Annotated in this window: 25 protein-coding genes and 1 pseudogene; 15 read left to right on the forward strand and 11 right to left on the reverse strand. The window is 55.3% G+C overall.

Features of this window, described 5'->3' with window-relative positions:
- A pseudogene (locus AACY09_RS10845) lies at positions 1 to 108 on the forward strand (IS110 family transposase); the annotation flags it as partial.
- Between the two features lie 65 nt (positions 109 to 173).
- Here the strand turns inward: AACY09_RS10845 and AACY09_RS10850 are convergent.
- On the reverse strand, positions 174 to 1,232 hold the full coding sequence (locus AACY09_RS10850; RefSeq protein WP_339487902.1) for an SMP-30/gluconolactonase/LRE family protein: 1,059 nt from the start codon (positions 1,230 to 1,232) through the stop codon (positions 174 to 176).
- Between the two features lie 280 nt (positions 1,233 to 1,512).
- Here AACY09_RS10850 and rnd point away from each other — a divergent pair, with 280 nt between their 5' ends.
- The 5 genes from rnd (at position 1,513) to AACY09_RS10875 (ending at position 5,886) form a co-directional block, all read left to right on the forward strand.
- Positions 1,513 to 2,661, forward strand: a complete 1,149-nt coding sequence (gene rnd / locus AACY09_RS10855; RefSeq protein WP_339487903.1) for a ribonuclease D — start codon at positions 1,513 to 1,515, stop codon at positions 2,659 to 2,661.
- Complete coding sequence (locus AACY09_RS10860) at positions 2,658 to 2,951, forward strand: YcgL domain-containing protein (protein ID WP_339487904.1); 294 nt, start codon at positions 2,658 to 2,660, stop codon at positions 2,949 to 2,951. The genes rnd and AACY09_RS10860 overlap by 4 nt, the downstream gene beginning before the upstream one ends.
- Positions 2,952 to 2,954: 3 nt before the next feature.
- A complete protein-coding gene (locus tag AACY09_RS10865; RefSeq protein ID WP_339487905.1) occupies positions 2,955 to 3,899 on the forward strand; it encodes a D-2-hydroxyacid dehydrogenase in 945 nt (314 codons plus the stop codon).
- A gap of 154 nt (positions 3,900 to 4,053) precedes the next feature.
- Positions 4,054 to 4,503, forward strand: a complete 450-nt coding sequence (locus AACY09_RS10870; protein ID WP_339487907.1) for a YcgN family cysteine cluster protein — start codon at positions 4,054 to 4,056, stop codon at positions 4,501 to 4,503.
- A gap of 147 nt (positions 4,504 to 4,650) precedes the next feature.
- Positions 4,651 to 5,886 carry a hypothetical protein gene (locus AACY09_RS10875; RefSeq protein WP_339487908.1) on the forward strand — a complete coding sequence of 412 codons (1,236 nt, stop codon included), beginning with the start codon at positions 4,651 to 4,653 and terminating at the stop codon, positions 5,884 to 5,886.
- Between the two features lie 141 nt (positions 5,887 to 6,027).
- Here AACY09_RS10875 and AACY09_RS10880 read toward each other — a convergent pair whose 3' ends face one another.
- The gene (locus AACY09_RS10880; protein WP_339487910.1) at positions 6,028 to 6,495 is read right to left on the reverse strand and encodes an RNA methyltransferase; all 468 of its coding nucleotides are present in this window, start codon (positions 6,493 to 6,495) and stop codon (positions 6,028 to 6,030) included.
- A 66-nt stretch (positions 6,496 to 6,561) separates the two neighbouring features.
- Positions 6,562 to 6,933: a YajD family HNH nuclease gene (locus AACY09_RS10885; protein WP_339487912.1), complete on the reverse strand. Its 372-nt coding sequence runs from the start codon at positions 6,931 to 6,933 to the stop codon at positions 6,562 to 6,564.
- Positions 6,934 to 7,065: 132 nt separating this feature from the next.
- Here AACY09_RS10885 and AACY09_RS10890 point away from each other — a divergent pair, with 132 nt between their 5' ends.
- Entirely contained in the window at positions 7,066 to 7,416 is a 351-nt protein-coding gene (locus AACY09_RS10890) for a hypothetical protein (RefSeq protein WP_339487914.1), read from the forward strand.
- A 173-nt stretch (positions 7,417 to 7,589) separates the two neighbouring features.
- Here AACY09_RS10890 and AACY09_RS10895 read toward each other — a convergent pair whose 3' ends face one another.
- Positions 7,590 to 9,620, reverse strand: coding sequence for a S9 family peptidase (locus tag AACY09_RS10895; protein ID WP_339487916.1), 2,031 nt, complete (start codon positions 9,618 to 9,620; stop codon positions 7,590 to 7,592).
- A gap of 107 nt (positions 9,621 to 9,727) precedes the next feature.
- Here AACY09_RS10895 and AACY09_RS10900 point away from each other — a divergent pair, with 107 nt between their 5' ends.
- From AACY09_RS10900 to AACY09_RS10910, 3 genes are all read left to right on the forward strand, one after another.
- The gene (locus tag AACY09_RS10900) at positions 9,728 to 10,201 is read left to right on the forward strand and encodes an MFS transporter (RefSeq protein ID WP_339487918.1); all 474 of its coding nucleotides are present in this window, start codon (positions 9,728 to 9,730) and stop codon (positions 10,199 to 10,201) included.
- A gap of 240 nt (positions 10,202 to 10,441) precedes the next feature.
- Complete coding sequence (locus tag AACY09_RS10905; protein ID WP_339487920.1) at positions 10,442 to 11,218, forward strand: class II glutamine amidotransferase; 777 nt, start codon at positions 10,442 to 10,444, stop codon at positions 11,216 to 11,218.
- A gap of 33 nt (positions 11,219 to 11,251) precedes the next feature.
- Complete coding sequence (locus tag AACY09_RS10910; protein ID WP_339487922.1) at positions 11,252 to 11,776, forward strand: DUF2937 family protein; 525 nt, start codon at positions 11,252 to 11,254, stop codon at positions 11,774 to 11,776.
- Between the two features lie 45 nt (positions 11,777 to 11,821).
- On the opposite strand, the gene AACY09_RS10915 is transcribed toward AACY09_RS10910, so the two are convergent.
- From AACY09_RS10915 to AACY09_RS10925, 3 genes are all read right to left on the reverse strand, one after another.
- On the reverse strand, positions 11,822 to 13,000 hold the full coding sequence (locus AACY09_RS10915) for a vWA domain-containing protein (RefSeq protein WP_339488695.1): 1,179 nt from the start codon (positions 12,998 to 13,000) through the stop codon (positions 11,822 to 11,824).
- Positions 13,001 to 13,096: 96 nt separating this feature from the next.
- The gene (locus tag AACY09_RS10920; protein ID WP_339487925.1) at positions 13,097 to 13,942 is read right to left on the reverse strand and encodes an AAA family ATPase; all 846 of its coding nucleotides are present in this window, start codon (positions 13,940 to 13,942) and stop codon (positions 13,097 to 13,099) included.
- A gap of 143 nt (positions 13,943 to 14,085) precedes the next feature.
- Entirely contained in the window at positions 14,086 to 15,150 is a 1,065-nt protein-coding gene (locus AACY09_RS10925; RefSeq protein WP_339487927.1) for a DUF748 domain-containing protein, read from the reverse strand.
- Positions 15,151 to 15,516: 366 nt separating this feature from the next.
- Between AACY09_RS10925 and cysK the strand changes: the two genes are divergently transcribed.
- A complete protein-coding gene (cysK, locus tag AACY09_RS10930) occupies positions 15,517 to 16,491 on the forward strand; it encodes a cysteine synthase A (protein ID WP_339487930.1) in 975 nt (324 codons plus the stop codon).
- 70 nt (positions 16,492 to 16,561) lie between these two features.
- On the opposite strand, the gene AACY09_RS10935 is transcribed toward cysK, so the two are convergent.
- The 4 genes from AACY09_RS10935 to AACY09_RS10950 all read right to left on the reverse strand — a co-directional run bounded on the left by AACY09_RS10935 (position 16,562) and on the right by AACY09_RS10950 (position 20,788).
- Positions 16,562 to 17,497, reverse strand: a complete 936-nt coding sequence (locus AACY09_RS10935; protein ID WP_339487933.1) for a DMT family transporter — start codon at positions 17,495 to 17,497, stop codon at positions 16,562 to 16,564.
- 252 nt (positions 17,498 to 17,749) lie between these two features.
- The gene (locus tag AACY09_RS10940; protein WP_339487934.1) at positions 17,750 to 19,051 is read right to left on the reverse strand and encodes a CitMHS family transporter; all 1,302 of its coding nucleotides are present in this window, start codon (positions 19,049 to 19,051) and stop codon (positions 17,750 to 17,752) included.
- 70 nt (positions 19,052 to 19,121) lie between these two features.
- Positions 19,122 to 19,445 carry an AtuA-related protein gene (locus AACY09_RS10945; protein ID WP_339487936.1) on the reverse strand — a complete coding sequence of 108 codons (324 nt, stop codon included), beginning with the start codon at positions 19,443 to 19,445 and terminating at the stop codon, positions 19,122 to 19,124.
- Entirely contained in the window at positions 19,445 to 20,788 is a 1,344-nt protein-coding gene (locus AACY09_RS10950) for an acyclic terpene utilization AtuA family protein (RefSeq protein WP_339487938.1), read from the reverse strand. The genes AACY09_RS10945 and AACY09_RS10950 overlap by 1 nt, the downstream gene beginning before the upstream one ends.
- 104 nt (positions 20,789 to 20,892) lie before the next feature.
- On the opposite strand from AACY09_RS10950, the gene AACY09_RS10955 reads away from it, so the two are divergent.
- From AACY09_RS10955 to AACY09_RS10970, 4 genes are all read left to right on the forward strand, one after another.
- Positions 20,893 to 21,759, forward strand: a complete 867-nt coding sequence (locus tag AACY09_RS10955; RefSeq protein WP_339487941.1) for a LysR family transcriptional regulator — start codon at positions 20,893 to 20,895, stop codon at positions 21,757 to 21,759.
- An 81-nt stretch (positions 21,760 to 21,840) separates the two neighbouring features.
- Positions 21,841 to 23,565, forward strand: a complete 1,725-nt coding sequence (gene aceK, locus AACY09_RS10960; RefSeq protein ID WP_445323816.1) for a bifunctional isocitrate dehydrogenase kinase/phosphatase — start codon at positions 21,841 to 21,843, stop codon at positions 23,563 to 23,565.
- A 60-nt stretch (positions 23,566 to 23,625) separates the two neighbouring features.
- Complete coding sequence (locus AACY09_RS10965) at positions 23,626 to 25,650, forward strand: TonB-dependent receptor family protein (protein WP_339487945.1); 2,025 nt, start codon at positions 23,626 to 23,628, stop codon at positions 25,648 to 25,650.
- 109 nt (positions 25,651 to 25,759) lie between these two features.
- Positions 25,760 to 25,894 (forward strand): PA1414 family protein, encoded by a 135-nt coding sequence (locus AACY09_RS10970; protein WP_010483193.1) that lies wholly within the window; start codon positions 25,760 to 25,762, stop codon positions 25,892 to 25,894.
- Positions 25,895 to 25,948 lie beyond the last annotated feature (54 nt).

Genomic DNA, 25,948 nt, shown 5'->3' on the forward strand with positions numbered 1-25,948 from the left:
ACGGGTAAGCAGATCGTCTGCGCAGCGATGCGCAAACTGCTTTGCATCGCCTACGGCGTACTGAAATCCGGGAAACCGTTTGATCCTCATCTCGCTATTGCAAGGTGAGGTTCAAGACGGTATCTACAAGAGCGTCAAGCACAGAAGCGTCCACAATTAGAAAGGTGCGTGCGTTAGCGGATTTTGAGTTTGCCTATCCGATCATTTTCCAGGCTGCCCAGATACAGATAATCGCCAACCGGTTTGGCTGAGGTGATCATGCTCAAATGGCTGCCGCTGGTGTCATGCAGGCTCTGCGTAATTTCGCCTTGTTCGTTTAGTGCTATCACCAGTCCGTAGCGCGTGGCTTTGGGCCAAAACATGCGTGGCAGCTTGCTGATTTGCGCTTTTAGCCAAGGGTGTTGGTGCAGGAAGTCGGCGTCGGCTTTGCGCGGTGAGGGCATCGCGACCCAGAACGTGCCAGCGCGATCACCTTCAAGGTTGTCGGGCAGGCCTGGCAGGTTATCGACAAACACATCATGGGTGCCGGCTTTCTCGCCCTTCAGCCAGTAACGGCTAATCCGGTAGCGGTAGGTTTCATTGACCAGCACGAAGTCTTCTTTAGCGGATAAGGCAATGCCATTGGCAAAGTACAAATCTTTGAGCAGGACTTTGGTTTCCCCGGTACTCGGGGTGTAGCTCAGTAAGCGGCCCCATGGACGCGCTTCGAGCAGGTCGAGCAGGTAGTCGGGCTGAGCAAAACGTGAGCTGGCATCGCTGAAGTAAATCGTGCCGTCGCTGGCAATGTCCAGGTCGTCAGTGAACTTGAAGGGCACGCCTTCAGCGCTGGTGGTCAGGACTTTGATACTGCCCTTGGGGTCAATCGACAGCAGGCCTTTGTATGAGTCCGCTACGATCAGGTTGCCCTGTGCATCGAAATCCATGCCGAGTGGGCGGCCTTGGGTGTCAGCGAAGGTGTCGACTTTATCGCCATCAATGCGCACAACCCGGCCATCTGCAAGCCCCGCGTACACACGACCTTGAGCGTCAATCGCTGTGTCTTCCGGGCCATGAACCTGGCCTTTAGCGATTAGCTGCGCCTTCATCAGGGTGTCATTTGGCTCAAGTACACCGGTCATTGCGGGGGCTTTGGGCGCCTGCCAGGCGACTGGATTGATAGGACTCGGCGTCAGGGCGAGAAAGATCGCCGCACAGGCGATCAGCAGGATTAAAAGACCAAAGAGTTTTTTCATTGTTATTTTCCGTGTCGGGTGATGGGCGCAGCACGTTTTAACGCTGGCCTGCAGACTACAGGGCAAAGGCACGTGTGGCGCTAACTATGCAGCAGTTTGTGGTTTCATCATTCAGCGAGAGAGTTAGGGTCAAGGCAGCGTTAGGTGCCTTGGCATTTGGGTGGCAGTGGCTGTCAATTCAGCCAGGAACAACGATCTTTACAGGTTTGCATTGCCCGATCACGCCCCGGTAGGTGGCTCGGGCATATATACTGCCTGTCATTCAGCATGGGAGAGCCGCGTGGCGATTGATATTCAGTGGATCAGTGACAACCAAAGCCTGGCTCAGTACTGCGCTCAATGGCAGAACTTGCCGTTTGTAGCGTTGGATACCGAGTTTATGCGGGTTGACACCTTTTACCCGATTGCGGGCCTGCTTCAGGTCAGCGAGGGTGAGCGTGCCTACCTGATTGATCCGCTGTTGATTACCGACTGGGCGCCATTTGCCACGCTGCTCCAAGCCCCACAGGTGGTTAAAGTGGTGCACGCTTGCAGTGAGGACCTCGAAGTCTTTCTGCGCCTGACCGGCAGCCTGCCAGCCCCTTTGTTTGACAGTCAGATCGCGGCGGGGTATCTCAATCTGGGTTTCTCCATGGGTTATTCACGCTTGGTCAAAGCCGTGCTGGACATTGATCTGCCCAAGGGTGAGACGCGCTCTGACTGGCTCAAACGCCCGCTTTCAGAGACGCAGGTCAGCTATGCCGCCGAAGATGTGCTGCACCTGGCCCAGGTTTATCGTGAGCTGCAAACCAAGCTGTCGCCAGAAAAGTACCAATGGGTACTGGAAGACTGCGCCGATATGGTCAATAACCTCGGCCGTGAAATTGCCCCTGAAGATGCTTACCGCGATGCAAAGCTCGCGTGGAAGTTATCTCGCGCTCAATTGGCGGTGTTACGCGAACTGTGTGCCTGGCGTGAACGTGAAGCGCGTGCGCGTAATCAGCCGCGTAACCGGATCTTGCGCGAGCATTCATTGTGGCCATTGGCAAAGACTCAGCCGGATAACCTGCAGAGCTTGGCGCGTATCGAAGAAATGCACCCGAAAACGGTGCGCCAGGACGGCGAATTTATTCTCGACTTAATCAAGGGGGCGGCAGCCATTCCCGCCTCGCAGTGGCCGGACGCATTGCCAGAGCCACTGCCAATTGAAGCCTCTTCGGTGCTGAAAAAGTTGCGCGCTATTGGCCAGCGTGAGGCGGAGCGTCTGGATATTGCGCCCGAGTTAATGCTGCGCAAGAAGATTCTCGAAGCCTTGCTGAAAAGCGGCTACCCAACGGGGCCGTACGAATTACCTGAATCCCTGACTGGCTGGCGCCGGGAACTGATGGGGCAAGCATTATTAGATCGTCTGGCTAAAATCAGCGAAGCCAAAGAAGAGGAACGGGTGTGAAACGCATCTGCAATATTTACAAAAGCCCCAAGCGCAATGAGATGTACCTCTACGTGCTAAAAAGCGACGAGCTTAAGCGTGTGCCTGAGTCTCTGTTGGTTGCATTCGGTACCCCAACCTTGGCGTTCAGCATGATTCTGACGCCTGAGCGTGCATTGGCCCGTGAGGATATTCATCAGGTCCTGGAAAACCTCGATAAGCAGGGCTATCACCTGCAGATGCCCCCGCAGGAAGAAGACTACATTCAGCATCTGCCCGAAGAATTGTTGCGCCGTAACGATCCTGTTTAAGCCATGCGCGTATTAATTGCCGAAAGGTCACATGCCGAATACCGCCAACGGCTCAATCAATTGCTGAATGCAAGTTCGCAGGCGGTTGAGTTGGTTGGCAGTGATGATGCTCAGTGCTTGCCGGCCTTGGCTGCTGAATGCCAAGTCTGGCTGGGGCAGCCTGATCTGCTGGTCGACTTGCTTGGCAAAGGCATCAAGCCGCAGTGGTTGCAGTCGACCTGGGCAGGCATCACACCGTTTATGGCCAGTGAACTGCCCCGTGACTACCTGTTAAGTCGTGCTGTCGGTATTTTCGGTCAGGTCATGGCGGAGTATGTGCTTTGCCATATGCTCGCCCATGAACGGCAGCTTTGGGCTCAGCAAGCGGCGCAGGCTGAGCAACATTGGCGTCCAGATTTACCGCACAGTTTGGCTGGGCGGCGGGTGTTGATTGTTGGCTGCGGCGATATCGGTCACAGCGTTGCCTTGTTTTTAGCCGCTTTTGGCGTTGAACTGTATGGTATTGCCAGCCAGGCCCGGCAGCAGGGGCCGTTTACCGAGGTGGCGGCCATTTCAGAACTGCCGCGCATGGCGGCACAGGCGGACTATCTGATAAACCTACTGCCGGATACCCCAGCCACCCATGATATTTATCACGCTGAGCTACTCGCTCAACTCAAGCCCAGTGCTGTTTTCATCAATGCCGGGCGTGGCGTAGCTGTGGTTGATGCGGATCTGGTTAGCGCACTTCAGGCCGATCAGTTGGCGGCAGCAGTGATCGATGTGTGCCGGGTCGAGCCGCTGCCAGCCGGGCACATGTTCTGGACTGCGCCCCGTTTACTGCTCACAGGTCATAGTTCTGCGCCTACACAACCAGCGCTGATGGCCCAGTTATTTGTCAGCAACTTGCAGCGGTTTATGGCCGGGCAGGTGTTGCAAGGCCAAGTCGATTTTACCCGCGATTATTAATTCAGCGCAGATTCCGTCTAGGCTTAGCAGTAGAGCGAATGCCAGGTCCTGAAATTGTGGCTAAATCATAGCTATCCGCCGAAGTAAGCTTGGTCGCGCAAGGCCGCCGCGTTAGACTGCCGGCCTTTTCGCACCCCTCGTGTAGTTTTTTGCCATGGCCGCTAAAGTTGAACCCTTCTGGAAACGTAAAACCCTCGATCAGCTTGATCAAGCCGAGTGGGAGTCGCTGTGCGATGGTTGTGGACTTTGTTGCCTGCAGAAACTTGAAGATGAAGACGACGGCAGCGTCTACTACACGCGTATTGCCTGCAAGTTACTCGACCTCGATACCTGTCGCTGCACCAACTACGAAAACCGAATCAAATTCGTGCCTGACTGCATTCAGCTGACGCCTGCCCAGGCTGACCAGTTCCAGTGGTTACCACCGACGTGCGGTTACCGCTTGGTCAGTGAAGGTAAAGACCTGCCGCTTTGGCATCATCTCGTATGTGGTGACCCGCAAGCGGTGCATGTCGAGCGGATTTCCCAGTCAGGGCGGATGCTCAGCGAAAAGAATGTCGCAGAAGATGATTGGGAAGATTATTTGATTTTTCGCTCGGGCTGATTTGCCCGCACACAGATTGCTCACGTATGGGATTGCTGAAGTATTAATCTGCTGCATGCGTTAAAAAGCCGCGCCCGGCAGGAATTGCCAAGCGCGCACCTTGTCTATGCTTGGAACTGACCTTGTCCGCCATGGAGTTGCCCTGTGATGTCGATTCGTCGTGTATTGCTGTCTGTAGCATTGCTTAGTTTTGGCTCGCCATTGTGGGCAGCCAGTAAGGTCGATCTGGATTACAACGTAAAATTCGTGCCAGAGAACGACGTCGCCGAAGTCAGTATGTCGCTGGATAAAGGCGAGGCCATCAGCCAGTTTTCCTTTAATCTGGGTGATGAGCAACGGTACTCGGATTTCACTACTGAAGGAGGCGAGTGGACGCAGGAGAGCCCTGAGCGCGGGATCTGGAAGCCGGGTAAGGGCAAGACCACGCTAAGCTACCGGGTGAAAATCAGTCATCCACGCGATGATGGCAAGTTTGATGCACGCATGACCAAGGATTGGGCACTGTTTCGCGGCGACAACCTGATTCCCAGCGCCTCAATGCACATTCAGGATAAAACCCTGCTGTTCGCCCACCTCACCTTTAAGCTGCCTAAAGGCTGGCCTAGTGTTGAAACCGGCTGGCCACGGGTGGGCAAAAACAAATTCAGGATCAACAACCCGCAGCGAAAGTTCGACCGCCCGACAGGCTGGATTCTCGCCGGTAAAATAGGCACCCGTCGGACCAAGCTGGGTGAAACCGATGTCACCATCGCGGCGCCAGATGGGGAAGGCATGCGCCGCATGGACATGCTGACCATGCTCACCTATGTCTGGCCAGAGGCTCAGGCAGTGTTCCCGCGAGACCCGAAGAAGCTGCTGGTTGTAGGCGCGAATGATCCAATGTGGCGGGGTGGCCTGTCGGCGACTAACTCCTACTTTATGCATGCCGGACGGCCAACCGTCAGTGAGAACGGTACCAGTTCACTGGTTCATGAGTTGGTCCATGTGTTCACCCAGATCAAGGACACCGACAAGAGCGACTGGATCAGCGAAGGCCTGGCCGAGTATTACGCCATTGAGTTGGTGCGTCGTTCCGGGGGGATGACCGAAGAGCGCTACCAAAAAATCCGTGAACAGCTGATGAAATGGAGCAAGCCAGTCAAAAGCTTGCGCACTGAGAACTCAACAGGACCCATCACGGCGCGTGCGGTGCTGATGCTGCAGGATTTGGATCGTGAAATCCGCAAAGCCACCAAGGATCGTAAGCAGCTGTCGCTCGATGACGTAACCCGTGGCCTGATGCGTATGGATAAGGTCAGCACCAAGGACTTTATCGAAATCAGCGAAAATGTCATGGGCAAGTCGTCTGAAGTGCTCGACACCAATCTGCTGAAAAGCAAATAAACTGCATCCGATGGCTAAGGTCCCGTAGATACAAGGGTGGATGACGCTCTTTTCATCCACCTTTGCAGTCTCGCAGGTTCGGGTTGTTTGCGCGGGCCATGTTTGACAAGCTTCGCGTTGACGTACCCTAGACGGCCACTATTAGAATTTTGGTCCGGACTTGGTGTTATTGCCCTTGGCCATGCGGTCATAGAGCACCACATTCACCGTAGCCGCCAGGTTCATGCAGCCTTGGGTGGGGATGTACACCACGTCTTCACACCAGGCGCGAATCTCTTTGCTCAGCGAACCGTCCTCCGGGCCAAAGATATAAATAGCCCGGTCCGGGTGGGTGTATTCCGGCAGAGAGTGGGCGCCATCAACCAATTCCACGGCGACAGGCGTGCAGCCCAGCGGAATTATCTTCTGCAGGTCATCGATATTGATGAGTGGAATATCAAGGTGCACCCGCTTGGTGTCGGTGACGAAGTCCTTGGCGCGGTCATAGCGGGTGCCGGTGTAAAACACGCTGCTTACGCTGTAGCAGCCTGCAGCCCGCATAATAGAGCCGACGTTGTCGGGTGACTTCGGGTTAACCAAGCCAATGCAACTGTATCGTTTGTTCGCCACGGCTTGTGCCCTTCGCGCAAAAGGCGCTGATTATACGTGCAGTTGCGAGTGGATGGGCGAGGGCGTTTACTCTTTGCTTTTTAGGAGTGCAGCCAAGTCAGCAAAGGGATTGTGCTTGGCGGTTGAGGCTTTCGGTGAGCTCAGCGAGTCGTCTGAAAAGTATTGCTGATCGGTATAGCGAGAGTGCTCGTTATCGTGGCAGAACAGGCAGAGCAATTCCCAATTGGAACCGTCTTGCGGGTTGTTGTCGTGGTTGTGGTCGCGGTGGTGGACAGTCAACTCGCTCAGGCGTTTTCCGGCGAACTCCCGGGCACAGCGACCACAGACATGGGGGTACATTTTCAGGGCTTTGTCGCGATAACCTTCTTCGCGGCTGCGCTGTGCGTCAGCGAGGATGCGGTCGAGTTTGGCGGTGGCAGGCGATTTAGGCGAGTTCATGCAGGGTGTCCGAGAGAGTGGCCAATGCTGACTAGTCTAGCGCTAGCGGTGATCCAGGAGAACTGTCTTGAGTGTCTGGCGTCCAATCTACTCGGCAGTAGCTAAACTAAAGCCGAGGAATTGGAGGCTGATATGCGAAGTTTTATACCTATTATCAGTGCACTGACACTGAGTTTATGCGCCACGGCAACGACGTTGCAGGCGCAAAACTACGGGACGCTAGGTTCTGGCGGCTCCGGCAGCTCATCTTCGGCGACTCCCGGCAGCGCCAACCCGCAGCCTTATGAGCAGCCGCGTTTGCGCTCGGCGCCAAGCGGCGCTCCGGCCAGCAGCCCGCGTTTGCTCAATAACTCGGTAAACCAACCGGCTCGCCAGCAACGCCCAACCACCACCTTGAGTCCGGCAGACAAGCCGATACCTGAGTTGGAAGAGCAACTACGACGCAACCGCGACGACCTGAAACCAGAGAAGAAGCCCGAGTAGTAGGGTGGATGACGCTGTTTCCATCCACCATTGCAGTCTCGACTGCTAGGGGGTGTTTGCGCGGCCCATGGTGGACAAGCTTCGCGTTGTCACACCCTACAAAAGCCACCACCTACGCTCGAATGGACGAGGCTTTCGGAGGTGGATGACGCTTTTTTCAGCCACCATTTTTGCTAGCCAATCTGCAAAACCTTGAATATAAAGGCATATTCCAGCGCCACATCCTTGAGTGCCTGATACCGCCCACTCATGCCGCCGTGACCGGCATCAAGCTCGGTTTTAAGCAGCAACAGGTTATTGTCGGTTTTACTGGCGCGCAGCTTGGCCACCCATTTTGCAGCCTCCCAGTACTGAACACGGCTGTCGTTGTAGCCTGCAACCACCAGCATTGCCGGGTAGGCTTGCGCGCTGACGTTCTCATAAGGTGCATAAGCCTTGATCAAGGCATGCACTTCGGGTTGGTTGGGATCGCCCCATTCATCGTATTCAGTGACGGTAAGCGGCAGGTCCGGGTTGAGCATGGTGTTGAGCACATCAACAAAGGGCACCTCTGCAATGGCTGCGGCGAACAGGTCAGGACGTTGATTGAGCACTGCTCCCATAAGTAAACCGCCTGCACTGCCGCCGCTGATCACAAGCTGCTCGCTGCGGGTAATGCCGGCGGCGCACAAATGCTCGGCACAGGCGATAAAGTCAGTAAAGCTGTTGCCTTTGTGCTCAAGTTTGCCCGCGCGATACCAGGCTTCACCCAGTTCACCGCCACCGCGCACATGGGCGATGGCGAATACCATGCCACGATCCAAAAGGCTCAGGCGTGCGTGGGAAAACCAGGGATCAAGGCATTCGCCGTACGCGCCATAGCCATAGAGATACAGCGGGCAGGGGGTGCCGAGGAGGTCTTTGCGCGCAACCAGGCTAATTGGGACGTGTTGACCGTCGGCAGCTGTGGCCCAGGTGCGCTGGCAAACATAGGCGTCAGGGTCGAACGGACCTTCTACTGGGGTCTCCTTGAGGACCTGCTGTTCGCCTGTGGCCAGATCTAACTGGCGGACCTGTGCCGGGCGATTGAGCGCCTCATAGCGCAGGCGCATGGTGCTGCTTTCGAACTCCAGAGCATCCTGTACATACAGGCTGTAAGCCGCATCTGGCAGGCTGACTCGGTAAGTGGTCAGATCCTGTGGAGTCACTTCAATTACCGGCAAACCCCCTTCACGCAAGCTCAGGAGCAAGGCATTGGCGTTGAGGGTCATGCCGTCAATCATCACCTGCTCATCATGGGCGCGCAGCTCAATCCAGTTGTCACGGGTGAAGTCATGCTCCGCCGCACGATACAGGGCAAAGTTGATGCCGCTCTGGTTGCTGCGAATAAACCATTGCCATTCGCCGTTGTGCAGGCCGTGATCCACGTCGTATTCGTGATTTTCTTCACGCGGGGCCACGCAGCTAAAGGCTTGTTCAGGCGTCTGGGCATCGAGCACCCAGGCTTCGCTGGTGGTCTTGCTGCCCATCATCAGAATCAGCTGGCGCTCGGATGAGGCGCGGTAGCAGTGCAGAAAAAAGCGTCCATCGGGTTCATGAAACACCAACTCGGCGTTATCGCTATCGAGCGTGGTGCGATACAGCTTGTGCGGGCGGTGGGTTTCATCGAGTTCAACAAAGAACAGGGTATGGCTGTCATTAGCCCAGGTCATGCTGCCGTCGCAGTCCTCAAAATCAAGGGTCTGGACGTGGTTGTCACTCAGGTTTTTGACATGCAGTTGGTAGATTTCTTCACCGCTGGTGTCCGTGCTGTAGGCCAGACGCTGGTGATCCGGGCTGATGCTGAACGCCCCGAGGGAAAAGAACCCGCCGTCAGCCAGTTGGTTGGGGTCGAGAAGCAGTTGTTCGCTGCTGTCATCGACCACATGCGAGCCATCTGCCGGTCGCTTGCAGCGGTAATGGCGCGGATATTCATCGCCAGCAGTGGTGCGCTGGTAATACAGATAAGGTCCCCAAGGGGAAGGCAGTGACAGATCGGTTTCGCGGATTCGGCCTTTAATCTCTTGGAAAAGCTGTTCGCGAAGGGCGGACTCGTCGCTCAGTTGCGCCCCAAGGTAGTCATTTTCGGCGCGTAAATACTGGAGAACATCTTGGCTATCGCGATTTTCCAGCCAGCGATAGGGATCGCTACCAGTTTCACGGCGGGCGATAGGGGCGTTGGCCATGGAATAACTCCAGAATTAATCAGTAGCGACGGCAGGTGAGCCGTGCAGCGTAAAAGTCGCTATCATAAGCGTGACCTTACAACGCCGTGCCAAGGATTTGCCACTTTATGTTTGAGAACGAAAACCTACTCGCCTGGGCTGTCTACGCCATTGCTGCGCTGGGCTGTCTATTGGTTTGGTTCCGTTTAACCAGCTGGATGTGGCGTTATCTGCGCGAGCCTTTGCGCGTTTTAGTCGCGGTTTTGTTGTTCAGCCCAACCATTGTTGACCCGAGTAAAGAGCTGTTTGCCCCGGCGATTGCCGTGAGCGCTCTGGATATCCTGTTCAAAGTCGGCAACAACCTGTGGCGCGCTGTGGCGGACTTGGCCCTTTACGGAATGATCGCCTTTGTGGCGTATCTGGTTTTTGTCGCCGTTCGCTGGCCGCTCGAGCGCTGGTGGAAAAATCGCCGTCAAACGACGCTTGAGCCTGAAGAGCAGAGCGATCCACGCACCCTGCGTGAAATTATGGATGATGGCGATGCCGAGCCGGATTACCTGCCGAACGATCGCCGCGGCATGCGCGTAGAGCCTCGACTGTAACCTGGCTTGGGGCGGTGCTCGCCCCTCGGCCAATGCCTGGGCCTTCAGATGGCTTTCCAGTACATGTTGGAAAGTCTGCGTCAAACGCCATGCAACCTAGGCTTTATCTCGCGCAATATTAACGACTAAATCCCTGATCTGTTTGTGCATTGCGCACTGCTGTTATTTTAATCCGGGCAGATCGCTTAGTCTCGAGGCAACCATTGAGTCAGGACAGTTGTGGCGGATGGAGAAACACTAATGTGTGAACTGTTGGGCATGAGCGCAAATGTGCCGACTGATATCGTTTTCAGCTTTACCGGACTGATGCAGCGCGGCGGCAGTACCGGGCCGCATCGTGATGGCTGGGGTATCGGCTTTTATGAAGGCCGTGGCTTGCGTTTGTTTCAAGATCCAAGCGCCAGCTATGAATCGGAAGTGGCCAAGTTGGTACAGCGTTATCCGATCAAGAGTGAAGTGGTGATTGGCCATATTCGTCAAGCCAACGTAGGGCGGGTGTGCTTGGCCAATACCCATCCTTTTGTGCGCGAGATGTGGGGAAGCAGTTGGTGTTTTGCCCACAATGGCCAGTTGGCCGACTTCGCCCCTGAGTTGGGCTTTTATCAACCCATTGGTGATACGGACAGCGAAGCGGCTTTTTGTGACGTGCTTAATCGTCTGCGCGGCCAGTTCCCTTGCGCGGTCGATGTTGAGCAAATGTTACCGACGTTGGTGGATGCATGCGTAGCCTATCGGCGTCTGGGTGTGTTCAACTGCATGCTCAGTAATGGCGATTGGCTATTTAGTTTTTGTTCAAGCAAGCTTGCCCATATCACCCGTCGTGCGCCATTTGGTCCGGCGCATTTGATGGATGCCGATGTGCAGGTGGATTTTCAGTCAGAAACCACGCCCAACGACATAGTCACGGTGCTGGCAACGGCGCCCCTGACCAATAACGAGAACTGGAATCTATACCAGCCGGGTGAGTGGCGTTTGTGGCGTGCTGGGGAATGTATTGCACAGGGGCAGACGGCTTAACGTTCGCCACATCAACGACTAACGGGGGCTCGGATGTTTAGAAGCTATTTACGCTTGGCGTTGTTTGCCTTGGGCTTACTGGTCGGTGTGCAAGTGCCCGGCTACATCAACGATTACAGCAAGCGTGTCGACGCGCACTTGCTTGAATCCGAGCAGAGCCTGCAAGGCTTTCGCGAGACTGCGAAGCGCTTCTTCAAGGGCGATATGGTTGCACTGGTTGCGCATTACCAGGCCAGCGATGATCCAGTGATGCAAAGCGATGCCAAAAGCGTCAATACGCTTGTGATGCGCGCCGATAAGCTTAAAGCCGAGTCCCAAGCCATGCAGGGCCCGTGGTATCAACAAGTTTGGCATATCAGTACTGCAGCCGACTCGCAGTTGCTTGAGGAAACCTATGACGCCTATACCTTCCAGGTGTTGCTGGTGCCCGAGGCCATTGCCTGGGGTATTGCCTGTGCCTTGCTTCTGGCCTGGTTGATCGAACTGCTGCTGGTGACAGTCACCCGATTGCTGGGTGGCGGCCAAGACCGCCGCGTGCGTGATCGCCACTGGCGTTAAGCATCACGCCGCAGCGGTTTAAACCGATGCGGCGCGGATGGGCGACTATTTGGAAAGCAGCTTCATGCCGTCTTCAAGCCCTTGCAGGGTCAAGGGGTACATCTTGTCTTCGACCAACTCCCGCATGATGTTGGTCGAAGCGGTGTAGCCCCAGGTGTCTTTCGGGTAGGGGTTGATCCAGATAAGTTTTTTGTACTTCTCCATAAACCGTTTGATCCACAGGTAACCCGGCTCTTCGTTCCAGTGCTCGACGCTGCCCCCCGCCTGGGTGATTTCATAGGGCGCCATGGCCGCATCACCGACAAACACTACTTTGTAGTCAGCGCCATACTTGTTCAGCAAGTCTTGGGTGGAGAAGCGCTCGGATGTGCGGCGCAGGTTGTTTTTCCACACCGACTCATAGACGCAGTTGTGAAAGTAGAAGTATTCCATGTGCTTGAATTCGGTCTTGCACGCGGAAAACAGCTCTTCACAGACTTTGACGTGGGCGTCCATCGATCCGCCGATATCGAACAGAATCAGCAGCTTGACCGTGTTGCGCCGCTCTGGACGCATCTGAATATTGAGCAGGCCGGCATCTTTGGCGGTGTGGTCGATTGTGCCGTCGAGATCCAGCTCATCTTCTGCGCCCTGACGGGCAAACTTGCGCAGACGACGCAGGGCCACTTTGATGTTGCGCGTGCCCAGCTCAACTTGATCGTCGAGGTTTTTATACTCGCGCTGGTCCCAGACCTTGGCGGCTTTGCCTTGACGCTTGCCGGCGTCCCCAACGCGAATACCTTCCGGGTTGAAACCGCCAGAGCCAAACGGGCTGGTGCCACCCGTGCCAATCCATTTGTTACCACCGGCGTGGCGTTCCTTTTGCTCTTCAAGGCGCTTTTTAAACTCTTCGATGAGTTTGTCCAGGCCGCCGAGCGATTCAATCTTGGCGCGATCTTCGTCGCTTAAAGAGCGCTCAAATTCCTTGCGCAGCCATTCATCAGGGATCAGCGCCTCGATATGTTGATTGAGGTTTTCCAAGCCCTTGAAGTAGGCACCAAACGCGCGATCAAACTTGTCGAAATGGCGTTCGTCTTTGACCAGAATAGTGCGGGCGAGGTAGTAAAACTCGTCCATGTCTGCGAACACCACGTTGTGTTTCAACGCGTTGATCAGGTCGAGCAACTCGCGCACCGAGACCGGCACTTTGGCTGCACGCATTTCGTTGAACAGGTTAAGCAGCATCGCTGCGCCCTCATGTGTGGGTTCTTGCTGCGCCACGGCCGGGCTCTACTCAAGAGCACTCGGCCAAGTGGGGCAGCCCGACGTCACGATCGACAGTTAGCGACCGGCGCGGCGGCTCATAAAAGCCAGGCGCTCGAGCAATTGAACATCTTGCTCGTTCTTGACCAAGGCCCCAGCCAGCGGTGGGATAGCCTTGGTCGGATCACGCTCACGGAGCACGGCTTCGCCGATGTTGTCAGCCATCAGCAGCTTCAGCCAATCCACCAACTCTGATGTAGAAGGTTTCTTTTTCAGGCCCGGGACTTTGCGCACATCAAAGAATACGTCGAGTGCTTCGCTGACCAGATCTTTCTTGATGGTCGGGTAGTGCACGTCAACAATGCGCTGCAAGGTGGTGCGATCGGGGAAGGCGATGTAATGGAAGAAGCAGCGACGCAGGAAGGCGTCCGGCAGCTCTTTTTCGTTGTTCGAGGTAATGATGATAATGGGGCGCTGCACTGCCTTGATGGTTTCGTCAGTCTCGTAAACGTAGAACTCCATCTTGTCGAGTTCTTGCAGCAGGTCGTTCGGAAATTCGATGTCGGCTTTGTCGATCTCATCGATCAGCAGAATGACCCGCTCCTCGGATTCAAACGCTTCCCAGAGCTTGCCTTTCTTGATGTAGTTGCGCACATCGTGAACTTTGTCGGAATCGAGTTGTGAGTCACGCAGTCGGCTTACCGCGTCGTATTCATACAGACCTTGGTGAGCCTTGGTCGTCGATTTGATGTGCCACGTGATCAGGCGCGCACCAAAGGACTCCGCCAGTTGCTCGGCGAGCATGGTTTTACCGGTGCCAGGCTCACCCTTAACCAGTAACGGGCGCTCCAGAGTAATGGCAGCGTTGACCGCAAGCTTGAGATCGTCGGTAGCGACGTATGACTGAGTGCCTTCGAACTTCATGGGTAAATCCTCACGCCAGAACGCCCGGGGATTGACCGCGGGTCAGCTAAATAAAGAAGCGACTATACCGCGCTGCCCGGGCGACTGTGAACGAATACGGGGTATTCAGTCACTGAATGGCGGGTCGTTGGGTGACTGCGCAGTTACTCCTGCGGGGAGTCATACCTATTGCTGAATGCTTTGACGAAGGCATTGCGCAGAATTTCGATAAAGGCTTGCCAAGGGCTGACGTCGGTGGCTTTCAAATCCCCGGAAATCTCGATGCGCGTGGCAAACTGGTCTTGGCTGTGGTTCTTCAAGAGCCAGCCGCCGCTGCCGACCAATGCTTCCCAAATGCCCGTGAAAAAGTTTTTGTCCTTGGCTTCGACATCCTGTTTCCAGTCGAAAATCTCCATGTCTCGCAGCAGGGGTTTGGCGTAACCCTTTACTTTGCCTTTGCGGGCATCAAGTTCCATGACGAAATCACCATTGCCTTTAACAAAGTCAAAGTCAGCGTAGGTGCGGGTGAAACTATTAAGCTGCTTGAGTTCAATCTCGGTAATGCGCAGCTTCATATCGAAGTCATCCAGCTTGCCTAGCGGATTAAGCTTGGCGCTGGTTTCCAGGGGTGCATTGCCAAAAATATTCGCCGTAGCTTGAAAGCTGGCGGGCAACAGTTCTTTGCTTTTATTGGTGTTGCTCAGGTTGAGCAGGGTTGCATTGACCTGGGTGGCCTTTAGATCCACCGGTGGTTTCGAGTTGAAATTGCGGAACGCCAGGGTGCCCTGGTCAACCCTGACTTCGTTGAGTGTGATCGGCAGTAATGCTTTGAGCTGCTGACGCCAGTCGACGCCTTCACCGGTTTGCGAATCTTCGGCATTGCCGCCATCTACAAAGGTGAGCTTGGGTCGGTCCAGGACCACGCTGGCAACCACAGCATGGTCGTTCCACAAGGCTTTCCAGCTCACTGACAGATCAATCGATGGCGCTTCAAGCAGCGGCACAGGAACCTTGCCGTTAACCTTGGTGATGTTTAGCTGATTGATGCGATACGCACCGCGCCACAGCGCTAAGTCCACGTCAGTAATTTGCCCCCGGTAATCCCCCATGTCGGCTAGTTGGTCGTTGAGATAGTCGCGCACAATCGATGGCAGCATGATGTGCAGGACCACCAAAGCGCAGGCCAAGGTGATTAGGGTCCACAAAGGTATAGCGAAACGTTTTCTCATAAATAAATCGACTCAACAACTATCAATTAGGTTCCAATCATCTTAGTTAAGCAGTTGCTAGGGATCGTCTGTAAAAGGTAGCAAGCGTCGGCCGTTCAAGGCGAAAGACTGAGAAGGCGCTCGGGGTCGCGTTCGACTTTAATTGTCCCTCATGAACATTTGATTCGTAGGGCTCACCCTTTAGGGGCAGCAGCAATGGCAGCCACACTCAAGTGCGTTCAGCCGTGCTGCGGTGAGAAATTCTCACCGCAGCACGGCTTGGCCCAGTAATACCTGGCGCACCAGCTATCAGCAATTGCCTGGCCACTGGACTGGAGCTCGCTTGCGTCATAGGCTAATCAACTTACTTCGTTCAAGGATCCTGTCATGAGCCGCATCTTTGCAGACAACGCGCAAGCCATCGGTAACACACCCTTGGTGATGATTAATCGTTTGGGCCCGAAAGGCGTGACCATTCTTGCCAAAATCGAGGGTCGCAATCCTGCCTATTCGGTTAAATGCCGGATTGGCGCCAACATGGTCTGGGATGCGGAAGCCCGTGGTGTGCTCAAGCCGGGCATGACCATCGTCGAGCCGACCTCTGGCAACACCGGTATTGGCTTGGCCTTTGTGGCCGCGGCGCGGGGTTACAAACTGCTGTTGACCATGCCTGCATCCATGAGCCTTGAACGGCGTAAAGTGCTTAAAGCGTTAGGCGCTGAACTGGTACTGACCGAGCCGGCGAAAGGCATGAAAGGGGCAATCGAGAAGGCCGCTGAAATCGCTCAGTCGGACAGCGCCAAGTACTTTATGCCACAACAGTTTGAGAATCCGGCAAACCCGGAAATCCACGAGAAAACCACTGGGCCGGAAATCTGGAATGACACCGACGGCGCAATTGATGTACTGGTCTCGGGTGTCGGCACGGGCGGCACTATTACCGGAATTTCCCGTTACATCAAGAATACCCAGGGTAAGCCTATTATCTCGGTCGCGGTTGAGCCTGTTAGCTCGCCAGTCATCAGCCAGACCATTGCCGGTGAAGAGGTAAAACCAAGCCCGCACAAGATCCAAGGCATCGGCGCAGGCTTCGTCCCGAAAAACCTCGACCTGAGCATGGTTGACCGGGTTGAGCTGGTGACCGATGAAGACTCAAAAGCCGTGGCCCTGCGCTTAATGCGTGAAGAAGGCATCCTCTGCGGAATTTCCTGCGGTGCCGCCATGGCCGCCGCGTTGCGCATTGCCAACGAGCCGAACATGCAGGGCAAAACCATCGTCGTAATCCTGCCAGACTCCGGCGAGCGCTACCTGTCGAGCATGTTGTTCAGCGACATGTTCGAAGCGCAGGAGTTGGAGCAGTAAGCATTTAACCTGGTTTGAATGGACCCCGCAAAGCAACTGCTCGCGGGGTTTTTTATGAGGGTAACTCTGTCTACTGCGCGGCTTTGTCAGTCACCAGTGGCGCAGCGGGTGGGGCTTGGGCCGGTGATCTACTCGGCCTGACCACCAGCCACAAGGCAACAGCAATAATTGCTCCGCCATACACATAGGCCCACGACAACGGCTCATCAAGCAGCAGCCAGCCCCAGAGTACGCCGAAGATTGGAATCAGAAAGGTTGTGGTTGAAGCCTGAACCGGGCCGATATCGCTGATCAAGCGGAAATACAGAACATAAGCGAACGCGGTGCAGATAAAGCCCAGACCTGCCAGCGATAGCCACTCACTGCTGCCACCCCATGAAGTCGGCGGCTGCACAATCAATGAGCCAATAAATAGCGGAGTCAAAAACAGGCTGGCACCTACCAAGCTGCTAAATGCGGTAAGGCGGTTATCCAGCCCGCCTTGCTGGCCAATCCACTTGCGGGTTAGAAATCCCGCAAAACCGTAGCACGTGGTCGCCACCAGGCAGGCTGCGGCGCCCATCAGCATCTGCAGGTCAACGCTGATTGGACCCGTCTGGGTGAAAAGCCATACCCCGAACAGACCCAAAGCCACACCAGCGGCTTTGCTGGTGGTCAGCGCCTCACTGAAAAACAGCATGCCGATCAGCACGCCCATCAGCGGTGTCATTGCATTGAATATTGACGAGTAACCTGCGGGTAAGACCAGGGCAGCCAGGCAATACATGGCTGAAGGCAGACCTGCGTTGATAACCCCAAGCAGCAAACATTGCTTGAGCTTGCCGCGAAAGTCCCATTTGACGCGCATTACCAGCAAAATCGCCAGCAAACCCAAGGCGCCTAATGTGGCGCGAAAGAATGCCGTCGGCATGCTGCCGAGCACCGGTGCGACGATGCGCATAAACATGAAGCTGGCGCCCCAGATGGCGGCAAGCAACAACAGTCGGCTTAGATCAATCAGGCGCACGGTACAACTCCAGGCAGAAGTAGCCAGGAAGTGTTGCCGTCAGCAGCCGCTAATGCAATACACAGTTTCGCTTTAAATCTCTGATGCAGTAGCTGTAAGCCGATGGGTTTGCATGCATGCGCCGACCTTTTTTGGTTTCACCCGTAGGGCGGATAACGCTTTTTTATCCGCCATTTATGCTCACGAATGTTCGGCTTGTTGGTAGGTCACGGCGGACAGTCTTCGAGCTGCCGCGCTCTGCAAGCGCTTTAGTTAGATCTGCACGGCACCAGTGAGCAAGGCAAACGCGAGCATGGTTATGCTCACGCTCCATGCCCAGAAAAAGGTGTAGGCGATGTGCTTGCGCAATTCCACGCCTGCCAGCGCAAGGGCGAGGTAAACGCTTGGCACTACCGGGCTGATGGCGAAGCCGGTGTTTTCACCAATCAGCATGGCTCGCGCAACAGACTCCAAAGATACGCCGGCTGCCACGGCAACGTCGCGGATAACCGGCAGCAGTGCGAAGTAGTAAGCGTCAGGTGAGAAGATCATGCCCAGCGGCACACCGAAAAAACCAACAAGCACATGCAGGTATTGAGCGGACCCGTTGGGCAGGATATCAATGATCGACAGCGCCATCGCATCAGACATCTTGGCACCAGAGAGCACGCCCAGCAGTACGGCAGCAGCCATCATCACCAGTGACATTTGCAAGGCATCGGCGGCGTGCGCTTTGATCCGCTCAGTCTGCACATTGATATCCGGAAAGTTCAGCGGCAGGGCGATCCCCAGTCCCACCATAAAGCATGCGTATAGCGGAAATGTGCCGGTAAACAGGCAGGCGAGAATGGCCACCGTGAGCGCGACGTTGCACCAGTAGCGCACCGTGCGCGGCGACAAGCCAAACTCCCGTGATTCAGGTTGACCCGGGTCGAACGTCGCTGCAGCGCCAACGGACACAGGTATCTTGCGTTGGGCGCGCAAACCGAGCCACGTGGCAATCAGTAACATCATCGCCAACCCGACAAGCTGCACCGGAAGCAGGCCTAACCAAAGCTCAGTTGCATCCAGGCCTGTGGTTGCCGCTGCACGAGCAGTGGTGCCGCCCCATGGCACCATATTGATCACCCCAGCGGTTGTGCCAACCAGCATCAATAACAGGTTAGGGCTCATATCCAGGCGCTTATAGATCGGCAGCAACGCTGGGATAACCAACAGGAAGGTCGCGGCGCCCACACCATCAAGGTGCACCGATGCGGTGATCAATACGGTAACCAGCGCAATCGCCAAGGGTTTGCCGCGGGTACGCCGGATCAGGAAGTTGACCAAGGGATCGAACAAGCCACGGTCGCGCATGATGCCAAAGTAAAGAATGGCGAACAGGAACAGCGCAGCGGTGGGGGCGACTGTTATCAAGCCGTTCTTGATAAACACACCCACTTCGGCGGGGCTGAAGCCTGCCAATAGACAGATAGCGACTGGGACAGTGGTGAAGGCCACTACCGGACTCATTTTGCGCAGCAATATTAGCGAGATGATGCCAAGCATCATCAGAAAGCCCATGGCGGTAATCATTAGGTTCTACCTCGGTATTTATTTTTATTGTTCAGTGCGCCGTCTTGATGCGGCGGGAAGCCTGGTGGCGCTAGTGCGGTGGCGGCAATTGCATGGACAAAAGCAGGTAGCTCAGGCTCTTGCCGTGGCGATCCAGCCCTGGGCTGCGGGTAACGCCGCCTTCCAGGGCGCCATCCAACACGAAGTTGAGTGCCTGCAATGAGTCGATTTCGTAGCGCTTGACCGCACTGGGTCGGCGGCCGGCAAATTGTTCGCCCACCCGCGCTGGGGTTAACTCACGCTTGAGCCATTGGTAGTGCTCAGGGTTCAGCGGGAATACCGCGATGCAGAGAATGTTGCCTTTGTCGCCCGCGCGGGCATGGGCATAGTCGGCAAGGGTAATTGACGTACTCATCAGTACCACTCCAGTCGGGTTTCAACAGCGCTGCGGGGGACCAGAAAGTCACGGGTGGTGAGTGATTCACTAAGGTGCCTGCGCACGCCGCCACCTCCCGCGGGGCCATTGGTGTACAGGGATTCGACTTCGGCCTGGAGTTGCTCGATCAACTGGCGATTTTCATCAACGATACCGACGCGAACCTGCACATCTTCAACCGTTGGCGATTGCCCAAGGCGCTTGTTGAGGTAGTGACCCTGCTGGTCATTGAACAGGCTGGCAACACCAACCAGATCAATCCAGGGCTTCAACTGCGGGCATCGTTGAGCAAAGCGTTGGTGCAATATTTCGCGGGCCAGATTGGCCCGCTCCACCGCGCCGGGGCCGGCGTAGCTTATGGAAGCTTCGCCGAACCAAAGTCCACGGACGCCAGCCAGTCCCTTGAGTGTTTCAGGCTGTGGATGGCCTTGAATACCGGAAACCCGGACCCGGTTTTCACCGATTTGCTCAACGCGGACCTGGCCGAGGTCAAGTATTACATCCGGGGTGAGGTAGCGGCGGGGGTCATGAATTTCGTAGAGCAATTGTTCTTTGACGGTGCGCTCATTGACGTAACCGCTGGCGCCTTCGACCTTGGTCACGATCAAGTCGCCGGTTGCGCTGATTTCAATAATCGGGCAATCAAGGTTGGCCGGGTTAGGCACATCTTTGATGCCGGGGTGGGCAAAGTAGCCGCCGGTGACCTGAGTACAACACTCCAGAAGATGGCCAGCGGTTGTGGCAATGGCCATCTTTTGCCAGTCATCAAAGGCCCAACCCAATGCGTGACGGATTGGACCGACCGCCAACGAGGGGTCTGCGACTCTGCCGCACAAGACAATGTTGGCACCTTCTGCCAATGCCTGAACGATGCCGTCGGCTCCCGTATAGACATTGACCGAGACCAACTCACCGGGCAGCTCGCTGGTTGGAAGCCACTGCTGAAACGGCTGTTCGAGCAAGTCATCACCTAAAACACAGGCGATTTTCAGCTGCGGATGGTGACCATTCAGTTTGGCGCGGAGGTTAACCGCAGCTGCCTGTGGATTAGCAGCTCCACCATTGGTAATGATGGGAATGTTGGCTTCAACGCAGATATCCAGAATCGGATCAAGGAAGTCAAACAGGCGTGAGGCATAGCCGCTATCGGCGTCTAGCTGTTTGCGCAACTGGGATTCGGCAAGGGTGCGCTCAGCCAGCAGTTCGAGCATTAAGTACCTCTGCCCAGAACGCTGGGCCAGGCTTCGGGCCAAGCGCAGGGTGGCGTCTGGCCTATCACTGGCAAAACCTGCTCCGCAACCGATGTGAATTATAGGTGTCATGGCTTAACGCTCGGTATGTGTGCCCGAGCAATACTGGCGTCAATTGATATTTCTGTGAATTTTAATTATAAGAATAACTATTCGAATAATTCTAATAGACCAGAATGGATATCAATTTCCGCCAGCTGCGTGCGTTCACCCTGATCGCGCAAACATTGAGCTTTACCCGCACCTCCGAACGGCTGCACTTGTCGCCGCCTGCGCTTAGCTACAGCATCCGTAAACTTGAAGAAAGCCTTGGTTTGAAATTGCTGGCCCGCAATACTCGCAGCGTTGAATTAACTTCGGCGGGTGCGCACTTTTTGCCGCAGGCGCAGCAGCTTTTACGGCTTATGAGTGATGCGGTCAGCGATGCTCAGGAGCTGCTGAATCTTGACAGCGGCACCTTGCGCCTTGCGGCATTACCGACCGCTGCAGCGTCATTTTTACCGGGGGTGATTGCGGCCTATAGCCGTGAACATCCGGGGGTGCAGGTGTCGTTACAAGATGGTCGAGCAGGAGAGGTTAGGGACTGGGTGCTTGCAGGTGAGGTTGATGTGGGCATCACTTCATTGCCGGAGGACATGCTGGGGCTTGAGTTCAAGCATTTGGTTAATGACAACTTGGTGCTGCTGGTACGCGATGAGGGTGACGACGCGGAAGACTGGAAATCTCGGCCCTATATTGCGTTAACAACGGATACCAGTATTCGTCCCTTGGCGGATATGACCTTGGAGCATCTCGGCGTGAGTACTCAACCGTCATGGCAAGTCGCTCATATGAGCACGGCCGCCGCGATGGTTCGTGAGGGATTGGGCTTTTCCTTGTTGCCGGCGAGTTGCACGGCGTTCTTACACCTTGGTGAAGCATTGCGGGTGTTGCCTGTGGACCAACCCGTGCAACGCGCCTTAGGCCTGCTGCTGCGCAAGCCAGTAAGGCAAACGCCCGCTATGCAGATGTTTGAGCATTTCCTTGATCAGCGTTTGAACTAGGCATTTGTCTACAATGCTTTCGCTGCAGCTGGCATCTGGATAAGCTCGGACGCAACGCAATGTTTCAGCAGAGGATTGCCCATGACCCCCCCGGCAGCAGATATCGCTCGCCTGACGCTTGATGGTTTTGATGACTATCGCGAGGCGTTTCGCGAGATAACCGACGGCGCCCGTGCGCGCTTTGAGCTGGCGCAATGGCAGGCGGGGCAGAGCGCGTCAGCTGCGCGGATTAATCTTTATGAAGAGAAAGTCAAGGAAGTCAGGCAGCGGCTGTGCGAAAGCCTTGGCGATGAGTTGTTTGATGTAGAGCAGTGGCCGCAGGTCAAATTGGCCTACATTGAGTTGATTGACACGCGTTTTGACGATGAGTTGTCGGAAACCTGGTTCAACTCGATTTTTTGCAGCTTATTCAGCCACGACCAGATCAGCGATGGCTGCATGTTTATCCACACCACCCGGCCTTCGCTACACAGCCGTCAGCGTGCCGCGCAAACCCGGCGTTACAGCCTGGGTGCAGGCCATGCGCAGGCCAATGGTCTTGGCTTGATGCTGGAGGCGATCTTCAGTGATTACAGCTTCAGTGCGCCATTTGAGGATTTGTCCCGTGACCTTGTGCGCCTTGAGGCGCAACTGCGCGAGAACCTGCCCGACTGGGTGTGCAAAGACCCGGACCTTACCATCGAGTTGTTCTATTCCGTGCTCTACCGCAATAAAGGTGCTTATCTGGTAGGGCGCGTGTTCAACCAGGATGAACAATGGCCGCTGGTATTTCCCTTGCTGCACCGCGAAGGCTTGGGTATTCAGGTTGACGGGCTGATTACCGATGAAGCCGAAGTGTCGATTATTTTCTCGTTCACCCGCTCATACTTCATGGTGGATGTGGAAATTCCCGCTGAGTTTGTCGGCTTTCTCCAGCGTATCTTGCCGGGCAAGCACATTGCCGAACTGTATAGCTCGATCGGTTTTTACAAGCACGGGAAATCCGAGTTTTACCGGGCGTTGATCAACCATCTGGCCAACACTGATGATCAGTTCATCATGGCGCCGGGTGTCCGCGGCATGGTGATGAGCGTTTTTACGCTGCCGGGCTTTAATACTGTGTTCAAAGTCATCAAGGATCGCTTTTCGCCAACCAAAACGGTGGTGCGCAACACGGTTATAGAGAAGTATCGGCTGGTCAAGAGTGTTGATCGGGTAGGGCGCATGGCAGATACCCAGGAATTCGCAGATTTTCGTTTTCCAAAATCCAAATTTACCACCGAGTGCCTGGCTGAATTGCTTGAGGTCGCGCCGTCTACCGTTGAGGTTGAAGGGGATACCGTGTTGGTGCGGCACTGCTGGACAGAGCGGCGCATGACGCCGCTTAATCTGTATGTTGAAAGTGCCAGTGAAGGGCAAGTGCGCGAAGCGCTTGAGGACTATGGTTTGGCGATTAAGCAGCTAGCCGCGGCGAATATATTCCCAGGCGACATGCTGCTGAAGAACTTCGGTGTGACTCGACATGGTCGGGTGGTGTTCTATGACTATGATGAAATCTGTTTTTTAACTGAGGTTAACTTCAGGCACATACCTGAGCCGCGCTATCCAGAAGATGAAATGGCGTCTGAGCCTTGGTATTCAGTTGCACCTAACGACGTGTTTCCGGAGGAATTTCCTCCATTTCTATTTGCCGATATCAAACAGCGGCGGCTATTTAGCCAGCTACATGGTGAACTTTACGATGCCAATTACTGGAAGAGTCTGCAGGCGGCGATTGTTGAAGGTAAAGTCATCGATGTGTTCCCCTATCGGCGCAAATCCGAATAACCCGGCCAACGTGCTCGGCTAGATATTCTCAAGTACCCAAGGATTGTTTTGAAATTACCCATGATTACGGCGGCCGGCGTGCTGTTGGGAGCCCATGCAGGTTTCTTGTCCGCGGCAGAGACCGGTAAAACTGAGACGCTTGAGATGGCGCCATTATTAATTGTTTCGCCGCGCACCAGTACCCGCTGGTTGAGCACTCCGGCGGCAGTGAGCGTGGTTGAAAGCAATAAGTCCAGCGCTGAGAAGAACCTTACGCTGCAGGGTTTATTGGCCTCGGTGCCGGGTGTTTTTAGCCAGAACCAATACAACCTTGCCCAGGGCTTGCGTCCGTCTATCCGTGGTTTTGGTTCCCGCGGCAATTTTGGTGTTCGCGGGGTGCGCGTCTTGGTCGACGGTGTACCGCTGACCATGCCAGACGGGCAAACCGAGCTTGATGGTCTGGATCTGGGCTTGGTTGAGCGCATGGAAGTGTTGCGTGGCCCATCTTCAGTGCTTTACGGCAACGCGGCAGGTGGTGTGCTGAATATCGAAACCCGGCAGCCACCGGCTAAGCCTTACAGCTTTTTTGACATCAGTGTGGGCGAACTGGGTTATCAGCGCGCCCGGGTTGAGACTGGCGGCACAGTGGGTGATATCGGTGGATTGCTGGCGTTCAACAGCACCCAGTCGGACGGCTATCGAGATCACGCCAAGGCCGAAACCAACAGCCTGACGGGCAAGATCAATTGGTACAGCGACTATGGTCGTCTGGGCATCAATTTCAATGCCATCGATAACCGCGCTGAAGACCCGGGTGGCCTGAATGCCAGCGAGGTGGCCGATGATCGAGGTCAGGCTGCACCGAATAACCTGCGCTACGACGCCGATGAGTGGATTCGTCAGCAGCGCCTCAGTGCGATTTGGGATGGTTACGGCGCCGGTGATGATGAATATCAGCTGCGCACCTATGTCGGGCAGCGTCAGTTTGGCAACAGCTTGTCGTTCACCAATGGCGGGCAAACCACCTTTGATCGCTTATTTGCTGGGGTTGGCAGCCAATACAGCCATCGCGAAGAACTGCTCGGCATGGCGCACAAGTTCACCGGTGGCTTTGATCTTGAGCTCCAGCGCGATGACCGCAGGCGCTATGACAATCTGCTCGGTGAACGCGGTGCTGAGACCCTCAAACAAGATGAAAACGCCGACAGCAGTGGCATCTTTCTCGAAGATCAGATCGACCTGACTGATGATTGGCAGGCAACCTTGGGCGTGCGCTACGACCGTGTGCACTTATCGACGGATGACCGCTTTCTCAGCGATGGCAATGACTCTGGCTCACGTAACCTCGAAGACTGGAACTACAGCGCAGGCTTGAGCTACCGGCTTGATCCGCACCAGTCGGTGTACGCCAAGGTTGGCACCTCATTTGAGACGCCGACCATCAGCGAGTTGGCCAACCCCAATGGCGGCGGCTTCAACTCCTCACTGGAACCCGCCCGCACACTCAATCGCGAAATCGGGCTCAAAGGTGAGTGGTCAACTCTGCGGTATGACGTGGCGCTGTTCAGCATGAAGCTGGATGACGAACTGGTTGGCTACAGCTTGCCGGGTGAATCAGGGCGTAACTATTACCGCAATGCCGGCACGTCGCGGCGCGATGGTCTGGAGATGAGTCTCAGTTGGCAGGTGGCCGAGGCTTGGCGCTTGACCGGCGCTTATGCCTACAGCCGCTTCAAGTTTGATGATTATCAGGTCGACGCCAACGATTACCACGGCAACTCACTGGCCGGTATTCCCCGGCAAACCCTGTTCACCGAAGTGGCTTATGAGCACAACGACAACTACGCGCGCTTGAACCTAAGTGCGTACGACTCCATGTATGCCAATGATGCCAACAGTGTGGAGGTCGCGGGCTATGCCCTGACCAACTTGCGTATTGGTAAGCGGATCAAGGCGGGCGAGCAGACATGGGAGCCTTATCTGGGCGTCGATAATGTGTTTGACCGCGAGTATTACGACAACGTGCGGATAAATGACGCTAACGGTCGGTACTTTGAACCGGGGCCGGGGCGTACGGTCTATACAGGGGTACGTGTAACATTTTGAGCAAAGTTACTGACTCACATCAAACTGACGCAGAGTCAATCAAGGTAATCTATGCTTATACAAGACGTGGACAACGTCTTACCCGTAAGCCTTGGCAGGAGGAAGTTATATGATCGCCAAGATGCAGAATGCTTTTCACGATCTTCTGGTCGCGCTGGGGCTGCTTGATCGGCCCAAGCTGCAACCCATTCCCGTGCGCAACGACGATCCTCGTCGGCCACGAGAGCCGCGCCGCCAGCGCTGAGCGCTGCTCAGCCCTTTAGGTGGATAAACTTGGATCAGTGGCTTTGCAGCTGCT

The organism is Pseudomonas sp. EL_65y_Pfl2_R95 (assembly GCF_963971045.1).
Taxonomy (GTDB): Bacteria; Pseudomonadota; Gammaproteobacteria; order Pseudomonadales; family Pseudomonadaceae; genus Aquipseudomonas.